Here is a 22,849-nt window from a genome sequence, read left to right as displayed (position 1 = left end):
GCGCTGGTTCAAAGGTGGTGCGCTATAATGTCTGTATATAAATACAGGTGTTGTTGCCATGAAGCTGTTAACCCCAGACCCATCACCCGCCGATGTGACCATCCCGCTGTTCTTGCACCGCGCCTCTTGCGGCTTTCCCAGCCCAGCCAGCGACTATCTGGAAGGGAAGTTGGACCTCAACACCCACTGCGTGCCGCACCCTGCAGCCACCTTCTATCTGCGTGCCGAGGGGGAGAGCATGACCGGGGTCGGTATCTTTCCCGGTGACTTGCTGGTGGTCGATAAGAGCCTCACCCCGCGCCATGGTGATGTGGTGATTGCACTACTCGATGGCGGCTTCACGGTAAAGACCTTGCAGCTCAAGCCGAGGTTGCGGCTGTTGCCAGCCAATCCGGCGTTCGCGCCTATCGACCCTTGTATGAGCCTCTCCCTGGAGTTGTTCGGAGTGGTCACCCATGTGATTGGCAATCTGAGGCAGCGTGATGGCTATAGCGCTCGTTGATGTAAATAACTTCTACGCCAGCTGTGAGCGGCTGTTTCGCCCTGAGCTGCGTGGCCGCCCGATCGTGGTGCTCTCCAACAACGATGGATGCGTGGTGTCGCACAGCCCCGAAGCCAAGGCGATGGGTATCAAGATGGCCGGTCCCTACTTCAAGATCCGCGAGCAGTTCGAAGCGCATGGTGGTGTGGTGTTCAGCTCCAACTACGCGCTCTATGGCGATATGTCTGGCCGAGTGATGAGCACGTTGGAGACCATGGCCCCCGAGCTGGAGGTCTACTCCATTGATGAAGCATTCCTGTCACTGTCGGAGTCGTTTGCCGGGGACCTGACAGCCTATGGGCAACAGATCCGGCAGCGAGTGTGGCAGTGGACCGGCCTCACGGTAGGGGTCGGGATTGGCCCCACCAAGACCCTCGCCAAGCTGGCCAACTATGCAGCCAAGAAGTGGCCTGCCACTGGCGGCGTCGTGGACTTGCGTGACGAGCTGCGCCGTGCCCGGCTGATGGCTATCACCCCGGTGGACGAGGTGTGGGGCATAGGACGGCGCTTGGGAACCAAGTTGGTGGCACAAGGCATCAACACCGTGGCTGACCTGGTGGCTAGCGACGCCAAAGGGCTACGCGCCCAATACGGCGTGGTGGTCGCGCGGATCGTACAGGAACTGCGTGGCCTGCCTTGCGCAGAGCTGACCGTTGAACCGGCGGCGAAGCTGCAGATCCTCTCGAGCCGTTCCTTTGGTGAGCGCGTGACTGACCGTGGAGAAATGGCCCAGGCGTTGTCAGGCTTTATGGCTCGCGCAGCCGAGAAGCTGCGGGCCGAGGGGATGTGTTGCCAGCGGGTGCACCTGTTCGTGCGAACCAGCCCCTTTGATGAACGAGCCCCTTACTACAGTGAGCAGGCTGGCGTCCGGCTGGTCTGCCCTAGCGATGATACCCGGTTGTTGCTGCAGCAAGTGAACGTGCTGCTAGCGCAGATTTGGCGCGACGGTTACCGTTATCAGAAGGGGGGCGTCATGCTGAGTGAGTTCACCCCCAAGGGGCAACAACAGGCAGATCTCTTTGCCCCGTCCTTCGCTCAATCAGATGCGCTGATGGCAGTGATGGACCAGATCAAAGCCAAGGGATTGGGGCGCGTAGGCTTTGCCAGCCAAGGCACGGGGTCGCCTGAGTGGATGATGAGACAAGAGCACCTGAGCCCCTGTTACACCACACGCTGGGAGGACCTGCCGGTGGCGAGGTAACCAACTAAGGCACAAGGAGCCTGCTACTTGGCTGTAGTAGGACGTTTTGGAAGTTAGTCGAATTTGAGTTGAGAGAAAACAGGGAGAGTGGATCGTTCACTGCGAGGGGAATGCGGCAGAGCAAGCGGTGAGGGGGAGCTGGCTCAGCTTGAAACAATGGAGAGATGGATATGAAAAAGCCCAGCTCGAAAACTGGGCTTCAAATGTGGCTCCCTCGACAGGACTTGAACCTGTGACATACGGATTAACAGTCCGCCGTTCTACCGACTGAACTACGAGGGAATTGGCTCCTCCTACTGGACTTGAACCAGTGACATACGGATTAACAGTCCGCCGTTCTACCGACTGAACTAAGGAGGAATTGCCTGTCTCGTTAAGACGGGGCGAATATTAATGACCAGGGCGGCGGGTGTCAACCCGCGAATTTCTCGAAAACCGGATTTTCGGATTGTTTGCCCAAAAGTTGCGCTTTGCGGTTTATTTTCAGCACAATCAGTCCCTTGCCATCGCTCCCCCCAACCGGCCCAAGGGGGCATTGGTTCGGTTCGCATCAACCTGATGATGACAGCATGATGTCGCGAACGTGCTGGTAACACAGTGAGGCTCAAATGGTAATCTTTGTGGCTAAAAGGGGGAGAGCTGGAGTCAAGATCGGCGATTTGGCGGTAAATGGGCCAAATCATGGGGCAGAGTGCTTTTCATTGATCCTGCCCATCGAAAAAATGGCCCGTCTGGAGTAAGGTTACGCAGGATACCATCGCCGCGTCGACAGCCCTGCCGGCCCTTGATGATGATCGGGCGCCGGATCTCTCCGGCCTTTATCTCCCTCTTCTGGTATTACGATATACATGCACAAGCAAGCCTCTTTAAATAGCGTGAAGCTCGCCATAGCCTTACGCCAGTCCTGTATTGATGAACCCTATAGCATGGCCCGCTTCGGCCGTGATCTTATCGCCGGTGTGACGGTGGGCATCATCGCCATCCCGCTCGCCATGGCACTGGCCATCGCCAGCGGTGTGCCGCCGCAACACGGTCTCTATACCGCCATCATTGCTGGAATCGTGATCGCCGTGACCGGTGGCTCCCGCTACTCCATCTCCGGCCCGACCGCTGCCTTTGTAGTGATCCTCTATCCGGTCGCCCAGCAGTTCGGGGTCGGTGGTCTGTTGATGGCGACGCTCATCTCAGGCCTCTTTCTGGTGGCGATGGGGATGGCCCGTCTTGGCCGCCTTATCGAGTACATTCCCCCGTCAGTGACGCTGGGTTTTACCGGTGGTATCGCCATCGTGATTGCCACCTTGCAGATCAAGGACTTCTTCGGCCTGAGCGTGCCCGAGATGCCGGAAACCTATCTGGGCAAAGTCGAGGCGCTGACCGCCGCCCTGCCAAGCTGGCAGTGGGGCGATACCCTGGTGGGGGTCGCAACGCTGGCCGTGCTGCTGCTCTGGCCGCGCCTGCGTCTGCCGGTGCCCGGCCACCTGCCCGCGGTGTTGGTCGGGGTAGGTCTGGGTTTTGGCCTCCATTACTTTGGGGTGGATGTGGCCACCATCGGCAGCAAGTTCAGCTATACCCTGGCCGATGGCAGCCAGGGGATGGGGATCCCGCCCATCGCGCCAACTCTGGTGATGCCCTGGGCCTTGCCCGGACCGGATGGCTTGCCGGTTGAATGGAACCTGGCGGCTGTTGAGCGGCTGCTGCCTGCCGCCTTCTCCATGGCAATGTTGGGGGCGATCGAATCGCTGCTCTGCGCCGTGGTGCTCGATGGCATGACCGGTCGCAAACACAGCTCCAACGCCGAGCTGGTGGGGCAGGGGCTTGGCAACATCTTCGCCCCCTTCTTTGGCGGCATTACCGCTACTGCTGCCATCGCCCGCTCTGCCGCCAACGTGCGTGCAGGCGCTACGTCCCCCGTCTCGGGGATCGTCCATGCGCTGGTGGTGCTGGCAGCCATTCTGGTGCTGGCCCCCTGGCTCTCCTGGTTGCCGCTCTCGGCCATGGCTGCCTTACTGCTCATCGTGGCCTGGAATATGAGTGAAGCGCACAAGGTGGTGGAGCTGATCCGTCGTGCCCCCAAATCCGATGTGCTGGTGCTGCTGGTCTGCCTGTCACTCACCGTCATTTTCGACATGGTTATCGCCATCACCTTCGGGGTGATTCTGGCCTCCCTGCTCTTTATGCGCGAAATCGCCAAGATGACCAAACTGCACGATTTGGCCGAGCACAAGCGCTATGCCCACGAGGTGCCGGACAATGGCCTGCTCTACAAGATCAACGGCCCGCTCTTCTTCGCCGCGGCCGAACGGGTCTTTGCCGAGCTGGAAGCGCAAGTGAAAGGGCACAAGGTGCTGGTGTTGCAGATGGAAGCGGTTTCCATCCTCGATGCGGGCGGCCTGTCTGCCTTCCTCCACTTTGGCAAGCAGATGGCCAAAGCCGGTGTCGAGTTGCGGGTGGCCGAGTTGCAGTTCCAACCGCTCAAGACCCTGGCTCGCGCCAAGGTGCGACCGCAGCCCGGCAAGCTGGAATTCTACGGTTCGCTGGAAGAGGCGCTCAAAGGTGAACATTTGCACGAAGCGGCAGTAAATTGATTGAAAGGGATACGAAACGGCATATTTTTAGTCACTTGGTTCGGATATTGAGCAAATGAACGCAAAAAGTAAAAAATTGCATTGACCAAAAGCCATCGTATCCCTTACATTACGCCCCGTCGCCGCGGCATGGTCCGCCAGCGAATGTGCAGCTCAAGCACATAAAGCAGTGAGCAAAAATTTGGTGAGGTGTCCGAGTGGCTGAAGGAGCACGCCTGGAAAGTGTGTATACGGCAACGTATCGAGGGTTCGAATCCCTCCCTCACCGCCAAACAGTAAACCCCTGCTTTAGAGCAGGGGTTTTTCTTTATGCATGATTTATTATGCGCCCCGACTATCTCAACTGTTGATGGTTTGCATATCAGTTGATCGCATCATTCTGAAGATGGTGGGATCTTCTTCCGGTACCCTCAGATGTAAGAGAGGGTCATGGAGACCACTCTTGCTCGGATTAATGGCGTTTTCCCCATTTGCATCGAGACCTGTCCCATCTAGCCAAGCGCGTATCTATAAAAACAAGCAATATCTGCAGCATTTGCCTCTTCTGGATTGCCCGGCATGGTTGAATGCCATGCCAGCCAGATATTGCTCAAACCTCATCATTTCAAGCAGACAGCCTTGGGACAGAGCCTTAGTTCAGAGTAAGCCCCGCATCAACAATGAAATCTTGGCCGGTACAGCCATTGGATTCGTCAGAACCCAGGAAGAGGGCCATGCGAGCACAATGTGAGCCATCGAGACGGAATTTGAGTGCTTGCAGTTCGACAAACTGGTTCACCGCGGCAGGGTCGAGTTGCGCCCACATCGCATCCTGTTTGGGGGTACGGATTGCGCCTGGGACCAGGCTGTTAACCCGAATGCCTCTTGCGCCCAACTCCTGCGCCAGGGTACGGGTAAAACCATGGATAGCGGCTTTTGACAGGGAGTAGCAGACTCTCCCGGGGCGGCCCCGCATCCAGTTGATGGATCCCATATTGATGATGCTGCCGCTCCCTTTTTGCTCCATGCCTGGCAACACGGCTTGGATCGCAAACAACTGGTGACGCAGATTGATATTGATGCGGTTTTCGAAATACTCCTCGGTCAGATCCTCAATTTTATGGTGATCATCGCTGCCCGCGTTGTTGATCAGGATATCGACACTGCCCAGCTGTTGTTCAATGGTCGTAAAACACGCTTTGAGCAGAGTCAGGTCGGTGACATCGCAAAACAGAAACAGGCAGTCGAGCTCATGCGCGAGTGCTTCGCCTGCAGATTTATCAAAATCGAGGAAGGCGACTTTGGCACCTTGGCTGACAAAGGCGCGCACCAACTCTTCGCCAATGCCACTGGCGCCACCTGTGATAACGGCGACCTTGCCGGCAATAGAGTGATATTGTACTTGCTGGGAATAGTTCATAACTGCTCTCCGTGAGTCATAGATTGAATTCATCTGGCAACATTAGAAAAAGTATTTAACACCAATACGGATCCGGTATGCCTCTGCATCATAGGCAATATTTCTATCGTACCACTGTAATTCCAGATAAGGCATCCATTGTGGATTGATTCGATAGCGGGTTTGACTGGTTAGCTCCCAGTGATGATCTTTCCCATTAGCACTGTTGAAATTATTGACGCGAGAAAAATAGTGCGATTCAAAAGTATGGGTCAAAGCTGGTGTTATTTTATTGACAATATACAGTGCGTATTCATTGGTATCGTTATTATCGCCATAACCATCAAGATCCGTAGTTAGATAATTTTGATGATTGTAACGGTATCGTGCAATAACGGAAAAGTTATCGGTAAAGTTGTACTTTCCATCCAGATACGCAGAGCCACCAGAGCCAGAGCTAGAGGAGTTAACCAAACCACCGGCATTGACCGAGAGTTTGGTGGTTAAATTTAATAGCGGATACCACCCTTCAATTTCGTTATAACTGTGCTTTAGCTTGTCTAGTTTATCGGTATTATACGCATTGCTGGCCATAATACCCGCACCAGATTCCCAGTTATAGCCGAGTCGCAACAATAACTCATGTTGGTCGGTAGCAAAGTTAAATGCCTCACGGCTTTCAAAATAACCGCCTGCGAAAGCTGCGTTGCAGCATATAAGAGGGATTAAGCATATTTTGGGGTGGATACGCATAGTGATTGACTCGCCAATGGTAAGTTGATATTAAATCGTACAGCGATTGGCATGAGGTAAATTAATTACCTCATGCGATGGTTTTTATCAGCCAGCTATTGAATGTTTTGCTTTACCAACTTATAAGTGGCACAGAAATCCTCATGGCCCAAACCGTTATTCAGGCCTTGCTGGTAAATGTTATTCACCAATTCGACTCCGGGCAGGGTCAGCGCTTCTTCGCCCATGAGGTTCTTCATAATGCCGATATCTTTGGCCATGTTCTCCAGCGAGAAGACAGTGTTGTAGTTCTCGGCGATCAGGGCACCTATCTTGCTGGTCAGATAGAAGTTGCTGCCGCCACCGTAAGAGACGGCGGTGTTGAAGCTCTCTTTATCGATGCCGAAATGATCGGCGGTGGCCAGCATTTCGTTGACACTGTTCTGAATTTGGGCGACCAAGGTGTTGTGCAGCACCTTCATGATCAAACCACGGCCGTTGCCCCCCAGGTGGATCTGGTTGCTGCCCATCATGGCTAGCAATGGCTTGACCTTTTTGTAGGCGGACAGGTCGCCACCTATGTAGATCCCGAGCTCGGCAGCCACGGCGGCAGGGACCGATTTGACCACGGGCGCATCGAGCATCACGGCACCGGTTTCTGCTACCTGGCGGGATAAGGCGATTGACACTGCCGGGTCAATGGTGGACATGTCGATGGTGATCTTGCCGGGGCCAAGGTGTGGCAGCAGTTCGGTATAGACCGCTTTGACGTGTTCGGAGCGCGGTACCATGGAGATGATCACATCCGCATCGGCTGCCAACCTGGCAATGGAAGGGGAGGCGATGGCGCCTGCATCGACCACCCGGGCGACAGCCTCCTGATTGATATCGAATACCAACACATTGCCATCAAATTTTTTGACGATGTTCTTTGACATCGCTTCGCCCATCAGACCAAGACCGATAAAGCCGATAGTTTTCATCCGTTGTTTTCCTTAAATGTGGGTTTAGCAAGACCGGCGATGTCAACACGCATGCTGAACAGCGCACCTGAGAGCGGACGTGCTGCCAGTTCGGCGGCGTCCATATTTTCGCGAGTGGTGGTGATGAAGAGGGTCTTCATGTCTTCACCACCAAAACAGACCATGGTGGGGCAACGTACCGGCAAGGGATATTCGGCCAGCAATACCCCCTCTGCAGAGAAGCGGGCGATACGATGGCCATCAAACAGGGCGCTCCAGTAGCATCCTTCGACATCGATTGCAGCCCCATCCGGGCGCCCTTCGTCGGCGCGGGCTGCAAACTCGCGCAGCAGTTGCCGTTGACCGAGTGAACCGTCGCGGGCCAACGGAGTGCGATAAAGGCGGCGGTTGGGGGTATCAGTGGTGTACATCCAGCGCATGTCTGGGCTGAATGCCAAGCCATTGGCTCCCAGAATGTCGCACTGGATCACCGACATCTGCAGCTCGGCATCAACCCGGCATAGCAGGGCGCCGTTGTAATCTCGTGGGCTCCAGTAAGTGCCCGCATAGAAACGACCCGCCTGATCGGTACCGCCATCATTAAAACGGGCCAGCGCTGGGTTATTGGGGTTATCGGCGACTTTACGCTCAATTTGCCCGTGTTGATCACACAGATAGATCCCGGTGCGCATCGCTGCGATAAAGCCACCCTGTTCGCGCAGGGCAAAACAGCCCACTTCTTCGGGGAAGGGGATTGTCGTCATGGCGCCGCTTTCGGGGTGATAGCGGTGCAGGCAACGCTCGAGAATATCGGTCCAGTAGAGCGCCTGTTCATCAGTGCTCCAGGTCGGGCACTCGGGCAGATGGCCGCGGTAGTCGGCAAGTAGCAGAGCAGGATTAGGCATAGTGAGAAACCTCAAGCAGCATGGAGATCTGCAACTGCCCATTGGCTGGCACAGTGGCCATGGCCAGCGCAGGGTCACCAAAGCCACCGTTGTTGATGGCATCATTGATATGAGAGACCGGCTCGATGGCGATGAAGTCACGATCGGCGGGCGGCAGAAACAGGATGGCGTGAGGCGCATCGGGTGAGCTCAGGGTCACCATCAGCTTCTCATCTGGCCAGCGCACCCGTGCACAGCCACTCCAGTGATGGAAGCAGTTATCGACACTGGCGGGTTCAGGTTTGCGCCAAGTGCGATAGTTCCATTGGGTCGGTAGTGGCGCGAGACCAGTGGGCAGGGACTTGTGGTCGTTGAGTACCACACCGCCTGCGTCGAACTGGATCTCGGCGTGCGCCGCACGGGGAAAATAGGGGTGAAAGCCCAGCCCAGCCGGGACAGCGTGATCGGCCAGATTGTGGTAAGTGAGTATGATATGCAGCGCATTCTCTTGCAGGGTGAAGCGCTGAGTTGCCCGATAAGGCCAGGGCCATTGCGCCGCGGATGCTCCCTGTGCGTCATGGTGCAGGGTCAGCACGACAGAGTCATCATCTGCATCCCCTTCTTGCCATGGCTGCTGCCAGCCGTTGCCATGAATTGAGTGGGGATGATCGCCAAAGTTACGCAGCAGGGCGTAATCATATCCGGCGAAGTGAAACCGTCCATGAGCAATACGGTTGGAGTAAGGTACCAGGGGAAAACAGCCCCCCTGGTTGACTGTGACGTTCTGACCATCGGGCAGGGAGCGCAAGATCTCCCTGCCATGCCAGGTCAGTTTGCCGACAGCGCCACCAAGCTCGGGGATGAGCTCCAGATCAAGCGGGCCGCTTTGGCGGTGAAGCCTCTTCATCAGTAAACCTCGCCACCGGATATGCTCAGACGTTCCCCCCGGATCGCGGCGAGCTGTTCACGGGCGCGAGCCAGCAGGTAACTCATGTCGGAGCCGAGCGCCACGAAGCTAAAACCCATCTCTTGATATTTGTTCACCAGCTCGGGGTTGCCACCGACGATCCCGCAAGGCAATCCCAAGCGCTGGCACTTCTCCAGCCCTTCACGGATCTTGGCTTGCACCTCGGGGTGAGAGGGATTGCCAATATGGCCCATGGCTGCGCTCATATCGCCGGGGCCGATAAAGAAGCCGGTCACTCCTTCAATGGCCATCTCTTCCATGGCATCAATGGCGTCAGGGGTCTCAATTTGCAGGATAAGGCAGAGCTCTTCCCGGGCTTTACGCACGAATTCGGGTTCGGCACCGTAACCGGACGCACGATGCACCGCGGCAAAGCCGCGTTTGCCTAGGGGAGGGTAGTAGGCCGCCTCTACCGCTTTGCGGGCTTCTGCTGCACTGTTGACAAACGGCACCATCAGCGACGTTGCACCGCCATCAAGCGCCCGTTTGATCAACACAGTGTCGTTCCAGGCCAGGCGGTAGAGTGGGGTGGTGGCCGGGTTGCTGGCACGAATGGCGCGATCGATACGGATCGCATCCAGGCTATCGACCGGCACATGTTCCTGGTCCAGCACCAAGAAATCGAAACCGACAGTCGCCATGGCTTCCGCCACCGTATCGCTGCCAGTCATCATCCAGGTGCCCAGTGGGCGTGGACCTTGAGTAATCGCAAGTTTGAACGGATTCATTGTTTGCTCCTTTAGAAAATCGGGGGCTCGGGCACTTTGCTGCCAGCCTGGAGGAAATCGAAGTCACAGCCCTGATCGGCCTGGGTCACATGTTGTTGATAGAGTGCGGCATAAGAGCGTTCATAAACTTTGTGTACCGGTTTGAGCGTGCGGCGGCGCTCGGCCAGCTCTTCATCACTGACCAGCATGTTGAGGCGGCCATTGGCGATATCGAGCTCGATGAGGTCACCGGTACGTACCAGTGCCAGTGGGCCACCAATGGCCGCTTCAGGGGCAACGTGCAGGATACAGGTGCCATAGTGAGTACCGGACATGCGGGCATCACTAATCCGCACCATGTCGGTGACGCCTTGTTGCAGCAGCTTTTTCGGGATCGGCAGGTTGCCCCACTCCGGCATGCCCGGCGCGCCGACCGGGCCGGCATTGCGCAGGATAATCACTGATTCCTTGGTTACCTCCAGGGCGGGGTCATCGATGCGATCCGAGAGCTCTTGATGGCTGTCGAAGACGATGGCAGGGCCCTTGTGGTGGCGCAGTTCGGGTTTGGCGGCAGATGATTTCATCACAGCCCCGTTGGGACACAGATTGCCGCGCAATACTGTCAATGCACATCCACGGGAGAGCGGTACCACAGGGTTATCTAGCGAGCGGATCACGTTGTCGTCATAACAGGTCGCGTTGGCAATCCACTGTGCAACGGGACGATTGGTGACCCCGATCGCATCGAGGTGGAGGAATGACTCCACCTTTTTCAGCTGGGCCATCAGACCGCCGGCGAAGAAGAACTCCTCCATCAACTGATCACCAGAGGGAAACAGATTGGCCAGCACAGGGACTTCCCGTGCCACCGACTCCATGTCTTCCAGAGTGAGGTTGATGCCCGCCCGGTTGGCCATCGCAATCATGTGGATCGCGGCATTGGTGGAGCCGCCGAGCGCCATGTAGGCCACTACGCCATTGAGGAAGTTGGCTCGGGTCAGCCAGCGGGAAGGTTTGTGATCATGCCACACCATGTCGACGATGATTTGGCCGCATTGGGCTGCCATCTGGACGTGTCGCGAGTCAGCGGCGGGGATGGAGCTGGCCCCCGGCAACATAAAGCCCATGGCATCGGCGATGGAGGTCATGGTGGATGCTGTGCCCATGGTATTGCAGGTGCCGATGGAGCGAGTCATCGCCCCCTCCAGCTCGATCCAGTCATGCTGGGTAATGGCCCCCAAGCGCAATTGGTCCCAGAACTTCTTGGTATGGGTACCGGCACCGGTGACATGGCCGCGCCATTTGCCGCTCGACATGGGGCCGGCGGGGCAGAAGATCACCGGCAAGTCCATCGAAATGGCACCCATCAGCAGGGCTGGCGTGGATTTGTCGCAACCGCCGAGCAGCACAGCCCCATCGATCGGATGCTGGCGCAGCAGCTCTTCTGCCTCCATCGCCAGAAAGTTGCGATAGAGCATGGTGGTCGGCTTGACCAATACTTCCCCGACCGACAGCGCGGGCAATTCAACGGGGTAGCCTCCCGCGGCCCAGACGGCTCGCTTGACGGCCTCGGCGCGCTCACGCAGGTGGCTATGGCAGGGGCTCATTTCACTCCAGGTATTGATGATCCCGATCACTGGCTTGCCCATGAATTCGTCGCGGTTCAAGCCACTTTGCTGACTGCGTTGACGATGGGCGAAGGCTCGGATGGTGTCGGGGGCATACCAGCGTTGGCTACGCAGCGCCGAGATATCGAGCTTGGCCAGGTTTTCACTGTTGAATGACATAGGAATAGCGCTCTCTTTGTCTGATTTGGTCAAGGATTAATTCAATAAAAACAGCATGTTAAATTCAGCCATTCTGACCCGCACGAAGAGGGGGGGGGGCAGGCGATGGAGTAGATTGTTCACTCATTCGGTGATGGGGTTTCCGGGGAGAAGCAAGGGCATGGCGTTGTGCCAGCTCCCGGACGATCTGTTGATAGCGAGCATCAGTGAGCGGGTAGAACAGCAACATCAAGGCAGCAGCGCAAATCAGGGCACAGATCGGGTAGAGAAACATCAGATTGGCGATGCTGCTTTGGGTCTCGGTGCTTTGCGTCGCGTTGGGAACATAGTCTGACCATGCCAGCACCAGCCCGGGGATGAGGCCCGCAAGCGCGGCCGAACATTTGCGGCAGAAGGTCAGACTGCAGTAGACCAGCCCTTCTGTGCGGATGCCGGTTTTCCATTCCCCATACTCGACGGTGTCAGAGATGAACGCCCAGTTGAGACTGTTGACGAAAGCGGATCCCCACAGGGCCAGGGAGGTGAAGAGGATGTAATCGAGAGCACTCTCGCTGTAGAGGTAGTTGAGCAGGTCACCGCATATCCACACGCCAATGCCGGCCAGATAGACAGGCAGTTTGCCAAAACGGTGCACGGCAAAGGGGACCAGCAATACACCCAGGTAGATACACCCTATGCTGATGAAGCTCATGTAGGCGATCATCGATACGTCGCCAATCACATATTGGGCGTAAAAAACCTGAACAATCAGCTTGGTGTTGAACGCTGCCAGCGTCAGCAGATTGGCCAGCGCCAGGATGCCCAGCGGACGGTTTGCCAGCACGGCCCGTGCGTTGGTTTGTACTGCCGAAAACCCCGATTCGTTGACAACCGATGGCAGCACATGGCGTTCACGAACTCTGCTGTAGCAAAAGAGTACTGCTGCAGCCCCCATGACCGAATAAATCAGTACCGCAACGCTATAGCCGACCTGTGGTTTGTCAAACAGCAATACCAGCGGCATGAACCCCACCGAGCAGAGCAGTAATCCGGTATTGGCTCCCCCCTGGCGCCAGGCGGCGAGCTCGGCTCGGTCCTGGAGTCGCTTGGTGAGGGCCGGGACCATGGCGCCATAGGAGGCATTGCCAAAACTGTAAAAGGCACCAAACATCATGAACAGCAGGGTAAACAGCACTGTTTTAGCGATGACCGGGAGCTCAACGCTGGTAAACAGGGCGGTGTTGATAAGAGCCAGTGGCACTATGGTCCAGAGCAGGAAGGGGCGAAATTTACCTCTGGGGCCGAGCTCGGAACGATTATCCAGCACGCTGCCGGTCACCAGATCGGTGCAGGCGGTAAAGAACTTCGAAACCAGAAAGATTGCTCCGGCCCATGCTGCCGGAATGGCTGCCACATCGGTCAGGAAGATCAGCAAATAGAGCGTTGTGCAGTTGAGCAGGAAGTTATAGCCGAGATCACCCACTCCGTAGGCCATCTTTTCCTGCCATGCCAGACGGTCACTTGCCACATTGCGATATGTCATGGGATCACATCCTTGAAGAGAGCAACAGCGTGGCCAGCATGCCGCTGCCAGTTGAATGAGAGTCAGCTTTGGGTGGTCGCCACACGGCGGGCACCAAGGCTGGCAATGATCTCTTGATAGCGCTGCTCGTTGAGGGTGTAGAAGAGGGCCATCACCAGTGCCGTTACGATGGCCAGGCTTGCCGGGTAGATGAAAATCAGTCCGGTGATCCCGGTTTTGGCGGCATCGGTTTGCTCCACATTGGGCATGTAGCCAACCAGTGCCAGAGCAAACCCGGGGACGAACCCTGCGATAGCTTGCGAACACTTTCTAAAGAAGGTCATGCCGCAGTAGACCAAGCCTTCGGTACGGGTACCGGTTTTCCACTCACCGTACTCAACGGTATCTGAGACAAACGCCCAGTTAAGGCTGTTGACGAAAGAGGTGCCAAAGAACGCCAGCGAGGTGAACAGCACGTAACTCATGACGGTGCCACCGAACAGGTAGTTGGCAATGTCGCCGGAGATCCACAGGCACAATCCGGCCAGATAGACAGGTTTTTTGCCAAAGCGGCGTACCAGCGCAGGCACAGACAACACCCCGAGGTAGATGCACCCCATGCTGACAAAGCTCATGTAAGAGACCATGGAGACATCACCCAGAATGTACTGGGCGTAGAAGACCTGCACGGTGAGTTTGACGTTGAATGCGGAGAGGGTCAGCAGGTTGGCTACTGCCAGCACCAGCAACTGGTTGTTCTTGAGTACCGCCTTGAGCCCCTCCTTGATGGTGGGCTTCTCGACTATCTGGTCAGGGTCATTACCTATGATGGTGTGGTGTTCTTTGACGTTGAGGTAGCAAAAGAGCACCGCCGCCAAGCCGACCGAGGTGTAGGCCAGGGCTGCCACCATGTAGCCGGTCTCCTGGGATTCAAACAACATGGCGATGGGCATGAAACCGACGGTGGCTAACAACAGGCCGGTGTTGGCTCCGCCCTGACGCCATGCTGCCAGCTCTGCGCGATCCTGAACATTTTTGGTCATAGAGGGCACCATGGCGCCATAGCTGGCATTGCCCAAGCTAAAGAACAGGCCAAAGGCCATAAAGCAGACGATGAACAGGGTGGTCTTGGTCTCGCTGTCGAGCTCAAAATTACAAAACAGCAACATATTGCAGACAAACAGGGGCACTATGGTCCAGAGCAGCATCGGACGAAACTTGCCGCGAGGTCCGAAGCTCTTGCGGGTGTCGAGGAAAATGCCGGTGCCCAGGTCGGTGAAGCCGGTGAACACTTTCGCCACCAAAAAGATGACGCCTGCCCACGCCGCATTGATACCTGCTACATCGGTCAGAAATTTAAGCAGGTAGAGGGTGGTGATATTCAATACAAAGTTGTAACCAAAATCGCCGACGCCATAGGCAAGTTTTTCCCTAAAAGGCAGTCTGCTTTCGATATGCGCCTGAACAACCATTTTATTCTCCATAGTGTGGAATCCATCCGGCAGCCCAATAATCGTAGCGATGCGATTATTGGCGCAAGTGTGATTGTTGAAAAGTGGGATCCAGATCGAGAGATTGCGCTGGTGGTTAAGGATTCTCTTACAAATAGTGCTTGCAAGCGAGCTAAACGTTTTCATGTGGCGGGTGTTGATTGGTGATCGAGATCGCTGTTTGGGTTTTACGCGATTGAAATGAAATCGTAGCGCTATTATTGTGTTTGCGAGCAAGCGGGGATGGCCCGACTAAACAGGAGCTTATGCAATGCAACTCGAATTTTCGTCACAGGCGTTAACGATTCAGCACCAGCAGCAGTTGTTATTTTCTCATCAAGCGGATGCCCCAGCGTTTTATATAGGCAAGGGCCGGGAAAAAATGGAAATTTATCGCGGCAACTTTGACATCGAAGACTACATCGAGTCTCGCGTCGCATTGACTCATATCGAACAGGTTGACAACAACCTGTTCGTTTTTGCCCCGAATGCCTTGACCCCGGCTTTGCTACAGGTGGCTGTGGTGTGTGATGGCGATGATGTGATGCTTTATCCGACCATACTGGACGAGGCATATAACCGCTTTTGGGTCAGATTGCCGGCCGAACGTAAAGAGCATGTCTGGGGTTGTGGCGAGCAGATGTCCTATTTTGATTTGCGTGGCCGTCACTTTCCGTTGTGGACCTCAGAGCCCGGTGTTGGTCGCCATCCCCACAGCGAGATCAAATGGAAAGCCGATGTGATGGGCAAAGCCGGTGGGGATTACTACCACACCAACTATCCGCAACCCACGTTTGTCTCCTCTCGTAAATACAGCTGCCATATCGACACCACCGCTTATGCCGATTTCGATTTTCGTCACGAAGGGTTTCATGAGCTGCAAGTGTGGGCGATCCCGCAGGCCATCGAGTTGCGCACCGCAGAGAGCTATCTGGGCATTATTGAAAAACTGTCCGCCCGGTTTGGCCGCCAGCCCAGGTTGCCTGAGTGGGTTTACAAGGGGGCGATCCTTGGTCTGAAGGGGGGAGAGGTCAATACCTTCAGTCGTCTGGAAAACGCCCTTGACCATGGTATCAAGGTTTCGGGTTTGTGGAGTGAAGACTGGTGCGGCTTGCGGGTCACCTCGTTTGGCAAGCGCCTGTTCTGGGACTGGGATTGGCAGCACCATCAGGATCGCTACCCCAATCTGCCCGCCAGGATCAAGGAGCTCAATGACCAGGGCATCGAGTTCATGGCCTACGTCAACCCCTACCTGTGTGAAGATGGCAAGCTGTTTCCGATCGCCAAAGAGCTCGGCTATATGGCGCTGGACAAGGATGGTCAAGTTGCGCTGGTCGACTTTGGCGAATTCTATTGCGGCTGTATCGACTTTACCAATCCAGACGCCATGGCCTGGTTCCGTGATACCGTGCTGCGTAAAAACATGCTGGACATGGGGATCAAGGGGTGGATGGCTGACTTTGGCGAGTACCTGCCGACCGATAACATCTACCTGCACAACGGTGTCGATGCCAAGCTGATGCACAATGCCTGGCCGACTCTGTGGGCCCAGTGCAACGCAGAAGCGATCGCGATGAACGGCCAAACCGGTGATGCCCTTTTCTTTATGCGAGCCGGTTACACTGGGGTGCAGCAATACTGCCCGCTACTGTGGGCAGGCGATCAATGTGTCGATTTCAGCCGTCACGACGGTCTGGTCACGGTGATCTCGGGGGCGCTCTCCTCCGGTATGTTGGGGAACGCGTATCACCACTCGGATATCGGTGGCTACACCTCACTGTTTGGCAACCGTCGAACCAAGGAGCTGTTTGACCGCTGGGTTGAAATGGCTGCCTTTACCCCAGTCATGCGTACCCACGAAGGTAACCGCCCTGATGAGAACTTCCAGTTTGACCAGGATGGCAGCACGTTGGCGCATTTTGCCCGGATGACCCGAGTTTATTGCCACCTGACTCCTTACTTACGTAGCCTGGTGGATGAAGCGGCTGAGAAAGGGTATCCGGTTCAACGTGCCATGATGCTGCATTTTGAACATGATCCCGAGGTCTACGTCATACAGGATCAATACCTCTATGGGTCAGAGTTGCTGGTGGCACCGGTTCACCAAGGGGATGTGCGTGAGTGGACAACTTACCTGCCTGCAGGTGAGCAGTGGACGCATGTCTGGAGCGGCCAGCGCTTTACAGGGGGCCAGCGGGTCACTCTGCCTGCACCGATTGGCCAGCCCCCGGTGTTCTATCGTGCCAAAAGTCCCTGGGCTTCGCTGTTTGCCGAGCTAAAGGATCTGGCGTAAATCGCACCGGCGTTCGCTATAGAGGATGCGACCCGGATAACCCATGGCCGTGACAATGTTCACGGCCATTATGTTTCAACAGAGGAGCAGAGCAGCATGATTGACACTCTTGACGTTGTGCAAAACCCCAGCCAGGACGACATAGATTTTTTACGAGACAACCTGATCAAAACCAATCGTGAGTTTGTCGGTGAACAGATACGTCGCCCACTTGCCATCTTCTATCAGGATGAGCAGCAACGTCGTGCCGGAGGATGCAGCGGCCATACCTACGGCAACTGGCTCTATATCGAGTATCTGTGGGTGGCCCGCAGTCTGCGGGGGCGCGGTGTAAGAGGCCGGTTATTGGCAGCAATGGAGCAGGCTGCCCTAGAGCGCGGCTGCCGTTTTTCACAGCTCGATACTTTTAGTTTTCAAGCAAAGCCTTTTTACCAAGCGAGGGGTTATTCCGTCGTGATGACGTTGGAAAAGTGCCCGGTGTTTCATCAGCGATATTACTTAACCAAAACCTTGTAGCGCTGGCAGTGACTGGTGCCCTGCTTAAAAATATCTGACGCAATGGATAGTGTTCTGGTAGATACATGGGGGGCATTTATCTTTATGGGCTATTTATCAAGGCCATGGTTTTGTGATGGTTCATGGTGTGACTATATTGGCTTGGTCACAAAACAAACCGGGTACTCTGTCTGGGGATCAAGTCAAATCCTGCATCAATGATCTCGCCTTTATAATCGGGATCGCGAGCCATCCGCAACATCATAGATGCAGCTTGGCTGGCAACAGAGTGAATATTGATATTGATACTGGACAAGGTCACGGGGGCCAGATAGCCGCTGCCTGGAAAATCGCCAAACCCGATGATAGATAGTTGCTCTGGTACCGGGATATTGCGTGCAATCGCCTCCATCAGCAATGCAGTACCAATGGTATCGTTTGATGCAAAAATGCCGTCGAGTTTGCGCTCTTTGAGCAGTGTCTTGATGAGTAGTTCGCGTGCGGCGGGGTAAATATTGTCGCTGTAAGGGATTTCGACCAACAAGGGATCCATACCCGCCGTCTCAAGTGCCTGGCAAAAGCCGCTGTAGCGGCTCTGCGCACGCACGTCATCGTTAAAACGGGTCGTGAAATAGGCAATTTTATGGCAGCCGGAGCGTATCAGGTAAGATGCGGCATCGTAACCCACCTGAAAATGATCTATACCGACCTGCGCGACAAACGGACTGGCTTCACCGATTTGCCATGCTTGAACCACAGGCACCGCACTGTGCTCCAGCATACGAATCGTAGTATCACTGTGCTTCGCGCCAGTGAGGGTTATGGCGGCAGGAGACCATTGTAAAATGGAGCGGATCTGCTGCTCCTCTTTTTCCATTGAGTGATCATGAGATGCGATATAGAGCTGAAAACCTGCATCACTCACGATATGTTCAATCTGCTGGACAAAGGTACTAAAGGTAATATTGGAAATGGAAGGAACGATAATTGCCATTGCCGAACTTCGCCCGGCAGTAAACTGACTGGCAATTTTGTTGTGCACATAACCCAATTCATCAATGGCACGCTGAATTTTATGGCCGGTATTGGCTTTTACCTTGTCTGGATGACGTACATAAAGTGAGACTGTCGAGGGGGACACCTTGGCCAGGGCCGCGACATTATCAAGCTTGACGGTTTGTTTGCTTCTCGAGGACACGTGTTCTGCTTCCTGATTGGTTTTACTCGGCTCGACATCCTTCGTTATCTGAGGGAAAAGCCATCCAATAATCTCCCGACATGTATTTAAGTGTATAAAAAATAGGGCTTAAATAAAAGTGATGATTCGCTGTAGGAGGTGCGTCGGCAATTCGGGTTACTTGTATGGTAATTAGATTTTGGTTAGCCATTACAAATAAAAACGTGTTGCCAAGAGCGCTTGAGCGTTTTGGCATCCAATGTCGAAAAATGAGCCTCTTTAACTGCAATGACCCATGGCAGTTAACTGTTCAAATAAACACCGCACCACATGGTGAAGGGTGGTTACTTCAGGGTATGAGTATTTAGTGTTATGGGAATCGGTAGTTCTCATCAGCACTCTCTGCAATCGTCTAATGGGTGTTACAACCGCGTTGGATAGCTCACCGTTTAGTGCCTGGGACGTAGCGACAACCACTTGGCAGGGGGGTTATTGAGCGTGTGGCTCTGATGAAGGTAGTGGAGAGACGATCGCCTCCTGCCTGTATTGGCGCAGCAGTTTGAGGAAATCATCCGGTTCCCGATCCAGGCTGCCTACCGGGATCAACAGGTCATAACCGAGCAAGTGGCGCATGCGAATCATCCGTTGAGCCAGCATGGCCAATGCTCCATCGTAGTGCAGCCCTTGCGGGGAGCAAAAGTGACTCTCTTCCAGCCAGTCGATGCCTTGTAAGGGGTCATTGGTATGCACTGGCTGCCCATGGAGCTGCTCATTATGCAGGGCATGCAGCAACACAGGGCGCTGCTCTGTCAACAGATGCACGGCCAGTCTGGGAGTGATCAGTGTCAGAAACTCGTCATACTGTTTTATCTTGAAACCGATATAGGGCAGGGGCTGGAGATCCCAACCAACATGGATTCTGGGTTGATCGATACGCTGGATGTTGTGCCACTTCAGTGCCCAGCCGCCATATTTGTGGTGATAGTGGAGGGAGTGCTGGCATAGGGAGAGGCTGATCGGGGGTTCATTGAGCTTGAACCAGCCTATCAAGGTCATCATCATGCCACTCAGTAGCAATATATAGGCCGGGAGCACCGGGCCTTCCACAAGCAACCAGAGCAGTAATAGCATCAGGCTGGTGATGAGCCCCCCGGCCCAGATCAGGGTCAGCCCGTTTCGGCGGACCAGAGGCTTTATATGTTGTGTCTCCATTTAACCTCCTTGTCCTGATGAGGGGGGCGATCTTTTATGACACCACCCGTTTGTCTTTGACCAAGTATAAGCGCCGCGTTTTTGCGCTGGCCAGCAAAGCAAATGGCAGTCATGGGCCGGCTCGGGTATAGTCCTGCGCCAATGGCGTTATCCTGTTTTGCTGACCCGTCGTGGCCCTAGTGGTGGCGAGGGGCAGGCCTGTGTAAGGAGTGTTATGAAGTTCAGTCCCCTGCTCGATGAGATGATGAAAGCCCTGCAGGTATTGCCGGGGGTGGGGCCTAAGTCTGCCCAGCGGATGGCCTTTACCCTGCTCGAGCGTGAGCGCAGCGGCGGCTTGCGGTTGGCCCAACTGCTCTCTCGCGCCCTGACCGAGATTGGCCACTGCAGCCACTGCCGCACCTTTACCGAGAACGATCGCTGCGATATTTGCGCCAATCCCAAGCGGGAAGAGAACGGTCTGCTCTGCGTGGTGGAGAGCCCGGCGGACGTGGCCGCCATCGAGCAGACCGGCCAGTTCTCCGGCCGCTACTTCGTGCTGATGGGCCACCTCTCGCCGCTGGACGGCATAGGCCCGGAGGAGCTGGGACTCGATATTCTCGAGCGCCGCCTGAAGGAAGAGCACATCAGCGAACTGATCCTCGCCACCAATCCCACCATCGAGGGGGATGCTACCGCCTGGTATATCGCTGATATGGCCCGTGCTGCCGGGGTAGAGGTGAGCCGCATCGCCCACGGTGTGCCGGTGGGCGGAGAGCTGGAGCTGGTGGATGGCACCACGCTCTCCCACTCCCTGATGGGGCGTCAGCGCCTCAAATAAGGGGCGGGATAGGGCTGTATCATTGCGGCTTGATCAGAAAATCGGCAGTTGAATGGAAAAAGGGGGCGAATGAGCAGGATTGCACATTCGCCCCCTTGATATTTGATTGGCCGTCCCCATCTAGGTTGGGCATATGTTCAACCCGATGTTTCTGAGGATTGGTCCATGACCCAAAGTGTTCATGCCGAAACCCACGGCTTTCAGACTGAAGTCAAACAACTGCTGAGCCTGATGGCTCACAGCCTCTACTCCAACAAAGAAGTATTCCTGCGCGAGCTGATCTCCAACGCATCCGATGCGGCGGACAAGCTGCGCTTCAAGGCGCTTTCCGATGCCTCTTTGTTTGAAAACGACGGCCAGTTGCGTGTGCGCCTGGTGGTGGACAAAGAGAAGCGTACCCTGACCATCTCCGATAACGGGATCGGTATGACCCGTGATCAGGTGATCGAGCATCTGGGTACCATCGCCAAGTCCGGCACCGCCGAATTCTTCAAAAACCTCTCCGGCGATCAGGGCAAGGATTCCCAGCTGATCGGTCAGTTCGGGGTCGGTTTCTACTCTGCCTTTATCGTGGCCGACAAGGTGACCGTGGTTTCCCGCGCCGCCGGTACTGCTCCGGAGCAGGGCGTACAGTGGGAATCGGAAGGGGAAGGCTCCTTCACCGTGGCTGACGTGACTAAAGCCGGTCGCGGTACCGACGTCATCCTGCACCTGCGTGCCGAAGAGGACGAGTTCCTCGACGACTGGCGTCTGCGCTCCGTGGTGGGCAAATATTCCGATCACATCAGCGTACCGGTCGAGATGTTCAAAGAGGGTACCCCGGATCGTGAAGAGGATGGTGAAACCATCGTCGGCACCCCGGGCGAGTGGGAGCAGGTCAACCGCGCGACTGCACTGTGGACCCGCAACCCGAAAGATATCAAGGACGAGGAGTATCAGGAGTTCTACAAGCACGTCGCCCACGACTTTGAAGATCCGCTGCTCTGGGGTCACAACCGGGTGGAAGGGGCGCAAGAGTACACCAGCCTGCTCTACGTACCGGCCCGCGCACCGTTCGACCTCTACAACCGCGAGCAGAAGCACGGTCTGAAGCTCTACGTACAGCGCGTCTTCATCATGGATGACGCCGAGCAGTTTATGCCGACCTACCTGCGTTTCGTCAAAGGGGTGCTGGACTCCAACGATCTGCCGCTCAACGTCAGCCGTGAAATTCTGCAGGACAACAAGGTGACCGCTTCCCTGCGCAAAGCTTGCTCCAAGCGCGTCCTGACCATGCTCTCCAAGCTGGCGAAAGACGATGCCGAGAAGTACGCCAAGTTCTGGAAAGAGTTCGGTAACGTGCTCAAAGAGGGCCCGGCCGAGGATTACGCCAACCGCGAAGAGATCGCGAAGCTCCTGCGCTTTGCCAGCACCGCTGGCGAGGGCGAAGCCCAGACAGTCTCTCTCGAGGATTACGTTGGCCGCATGAAGGAAGGTCAGCAGAAGATTTACTACATCACCGCCGACTCCTATGCCGCTGCCAAGAACAGCCCGCATCTCGAGATCTTCCGCAAGAAGGGTGTCGAAGTGCTGCTGATGTGGGAGCGAGTGGACGAGTGGCTGATGAGCCACCTGACCGAGTTCGACGGCAAGCAGCTCATCTCCGTCACCCGTGGCGAACTGGATCTCGGCGATCTGGAAGATGAAGCCTCCAAGCAGGCGCAGGAAGAGGCCGAAAAAGCTAACGCCGGTCTGGTGGCGCGGGTCAAGAAGAGCCTGGGCGATGCAGTGAAAGAGGTGCGTGTCACTCACCGTCTGACCGATTCACCCTCTTGCATCGTCACTGACGCCTACGGTATGAGCACCCAGATGATCAAGCTCATGCGTGCGGCTGGCCAGCCGGTACCGGAGCAGAAGTACATTCTGGAGCTCAACCCTGACCATGCGCTGGTGAAGAAACTCGACACCATTGAAGACGAGGCTCTGTTCGGTGAGTGGGTCACCCTGCTGCACGAACAGGCCCAGCTGGCCGAGCAGGGCGGGCTGAACGATCCGGCGAGCTTCGTCTCCCGTATCAACCGTCTGCTGCTGCAAGCCTAAGCAGCAACGCCGGTAACAGAAAGCCCACTGCATGCAGTGGG

18 protein-coding genes and 3 tRNA genes are annotated in these 22,849 nt (G+C 55.7%); 8 read left to right on the top strand and 13 right to left on the bottom strand.

Annotated elements, in window-relative coordinates:
* Window positions 1-58 precede the first annotated feature (58 nt).
* A complete protein-coding gene (gene umuD, locus G5168_RS12170; RefSeq protein WP_421231539.1) occupies window positions 59-502 on the top strand; it encodes a translesion error-prone DNA polymerase V autoproteolytic subunit in 444 nt (147 codons plus the stop codon).
* Window positions 483-1,742: a translesion error-prone DNA polymerase V subunit UmuC gene (umuC, locus tag G5168_RS12165; protein WP_421252269.1), complete on the top strand. Its 1,260-nt coding sequence runs from the start codon at window positions 483-485 to the stop codon at window positions 1,740-1,742. The genes umuD and umuC overlap by 20 nt, the downstream gene beginning before the upstream one ends.
* 206 nt (window positions 1,743-1,948) lie before the next feature.
* Here the strand turns inward: umuC and G5168_RS12160 are convergent.
* Window positions 1,949-2,024, bottom strand: a tRNA-Asn gene (locus G5168_RS12160).
* Between the two features lie 2 nt (window positions 2,025-2,026).
* Window positions 2,027-2,102 (bottom strand) — tRNA-Asn (locus G5168_RS12155).
* A gap of 488 nt (window positions 2,103-2,590) precedes the next feature.
* Between G5168_RS12155 and dauA the strand changes: the two genes are divergently transcribed.
* Together dauA and G5168_RS12145 are read left to right on the top strand one after the other, a co-directional pair.
* Window positions 2,591-4,327, top strand: a complete 1,737-nt coding sequence (gene dauA / locus G5168_RS12150; protein ID WP_216953420.1) for a C4-dicarboxylic acid transporter DauA — start codon at window positions 2,591-2,593, stop codon at window positions 4,325-4,327.
* Between the two features lie 183 nt (window positions 4,328-4,510).
* Window positions 4,511-4,598: transfer RNA gene (locus G5168_RS12145), tRNA-Ser, on the top strand.
* Window positions 4,599-4,958: 360 nt separating this feature from the next.
* Here the strand turns inward: G5168_RS12145 and G5168_RS12140 are convergent.
* The 9 genes from G5168_RS12140 to G5168_RS12100 all read right to left on the bottom strand — a co-directional run bounded on the left by G5168_RS12140 (window position 4,959) and on the right by G5168_RS12100 (window position 14,729).
* Window positions 4,959-5,726, bottom strand: a complete 768-nt coding sequence (locus tag G5168_RS12140; protein ID WP_216953421.1) for an SDR family NAD(P)-dependent oxidoreductase — start codon at window positions 5,724-5,726, stop codon at window positions 4,959-4,961.
* 42 nt (window positions 5,727-5,768) lie between these two features.
* Window positions 5,769-6,458, bottom strand: coding sequence for a porin OmpL (ompL, locus tag G5168_RS12135; protein ID WP_216953422.1), 690 nt, complete (start codon window positions 6,456-6,458; stop codon window positions 5,769-5,771).
* 95 nt (window positions 6,459-6,553) lie between these two features.
* The gene (locus G5168_RS12130) at window positions 6,554-7,420 is read right to left on the bottom strand and encodes an NAD(P)-dependent oxidoreductase (RefSeq protein ID WP_216953423.1); all 867 of its coding nucleotides are present in this window, start codon (window positions 7,418-7,420) and stop codon (window positions 6,554-6,556) included.
* Window positions 7,417-8,304: an SMP-30/gluconolactonase/LRE family protein gene (locus G5168_RS12125; protein WP_421236283.1), complete on the bottom strand. Its 888-nt coding sequence runs from the start codon at window positions 8,302-8,304 to the stop codon at window positions 7,417-7,419. The genes G5168_RS12130 and G5168_RS12125 overlap by 4 nt, the downstream gene beginning before the upstream one ends.
* Window positions 8,297-9,190, bottom strand: coding sequence for an aldose 1-epimerase (locus tag G5168_RS12120; RefSeq protein ID WP_227342638.1), 894 nt, complete (start codon window positions 9,188-9,190; stop codon window positions 8,297-8,299). The genes G5168_RS12125 and G5168_RS12120 overlap by 8 nt, the downstream gene beginning before the upstream one ends.
* Window positions 9,190-9,978: an HpcH/HpaI aldolase family protein gene (locus G5168_RS12115; RefSeq protein WP_216978945.1), complete on the bottom strand. Its 789-nt coding sequence runs from the start codon at window positions 9,976-9,978 to the stop codon at window positions 9,190-9,192. Before G5168_RS12115 ends, G5168_RS12120 begins: the two co-directional genes overlap by 1 nt.
* 11 nt (window positions 9,979-9,989) lie before the next feature.
* Window positions 9,990-11,744 carry an L-arabinonate dehydratase gene (gene araD, locus G5168_RS12110; protein WP_216978944.1) on the bottom strand — a complete coding sequence of 585 codons (1,755 nt, stop codon included), beginning with the start codon at window positions 11,742-11,744 and terminating at the stop codon, window positions 9,990-9,992.
* A gap of 64 nt (window positions 11,745-11,808) precedes the next feature.
* A complete protein-coding gene (locus tag G5168_RS12105) occupies window positions 11,809-13,266 on the bottom strand; it encodes a glycoside-pentoside-hexuronide (GPH):cation symporter (protein ID WP_421236284.1) in 1,458 nt (485 codons plus the stop codon).
* Window positions 13,267-13,328: 62 nt separating this feature from the next.
* Complete coding sequence (locus G5168_RS12100) at window positions 13,329-14,729, bottom strand: glycoside-pentoside-hexuronide (GPH):cation symporter (protein WP_421252268.1); 1,401 nt, start codon at window positions 14,727-14,729, stop codon at window positions 13,329-13,331.
* Between the two features lie 277 nt (window positions 14,730-15,006).
* Here G5168_RS12100 and G5168_RS12095 point away from each other — a divergent pair, with 277 nt between their 5' ends.
* On the top strand, window positions 15,007-17,028 hold the full coding sequence (locus G5168_RS12095) for an alpha-glucosidase (RefSeq protein ID WP_266134805.1): 2,022 nt from the start codon (window positions 15,007-15,009) through the stop codon (window positions 17,026-17,028).
* A gap of 96 nt (window positions 17,029-17,124) precedes the next feature.
* Window positions 17,125-17,544, top strand: a complete 420-nt coding sequence (locus tag G5168_RS12090) for a GNAT family N-acetyltransferase (protein WP_421252267.1) — start codon at window positions 17,125-17,127, stop codon at window positions 17,542-17,544.
* Between the two features lie 145 nt (window positions 17,545-17,689).
* On the opposite strand, the gene G5168_RS12085 is transcribed toward G5168_RS12090, so the two are convergent.
* Both G5168_RS12085 and G5168_RS12080 read right to left on the bottom strand, forming a co-directional pair.
* Window positions 17,690-18,721, bottom strand: a complete 1,032-nt coding sequence (locus tag G5168_RS12085) for a LacI family DNA-binding transcriptional regulator (protein ID WP_227342649.1) — start codon at window positions 18,719-18,721, stop codon at window positions 17,690-17,692.
* Window positions 18,722-19,189: 468 nt separating this feature from the next.
* Complete coding sequence (locus G5168_RS12080; RefSeq protein WP_227342650.1) at window positions 19,190-19,912, bottom strand: DUF2982 domain-containing protein; 723 nt, start codon at window positions 19,910-19,912, stop codon at window positions 19,190-19,192.
* A 214-nt stretch (window positions 19,913-20,126) separates the two neighbouring features.
* Here G5168_RS12080 and recR point away from each other — a divergent pair, with 214 nt between their 5' ends.
* Window positions 20,127-20,729: a recombination mediator RecR gene (recR, locus tag G5168_RS12075; RefSeq protein ID WP_019444931.1), complete on the top strand. Its 603-nt coding sequence runs from the start codon at window positions 20,127-20,129 to the stop codon at window positions 20,727-20,729.
* 165 nt (window positions 20,730-20,894) lie between these two features.
* Window positions 20,895-22,808, top strand: a complete 1,914-nt coding sequence (gene htpG, locus G5168_RS12070) for a molecular chaperone HtpG (RefSeq protein WP_421252266.1) — start codon at window positions 20,895-20,897, stop codon at window positions 22,806-22,808.
* Window positions 22,809-22,849: the final 41 nt, after the last annotated feature.

It is taken from the genome of Aeromonas sp. 600724, assembly GCF_049175135.1.
GTDB lineage: Bacteria > Pseudomonadota > Gammaproteobacteria > Enterobacterales > Aeromonadaceae > Aeromonas > Aeromonas veronii_A.
The sequence above is the reverse complement of the archived record's forward strand: the minus strand, read 5'-3'. Positions and strand labels throughout refer to the sequence as shown.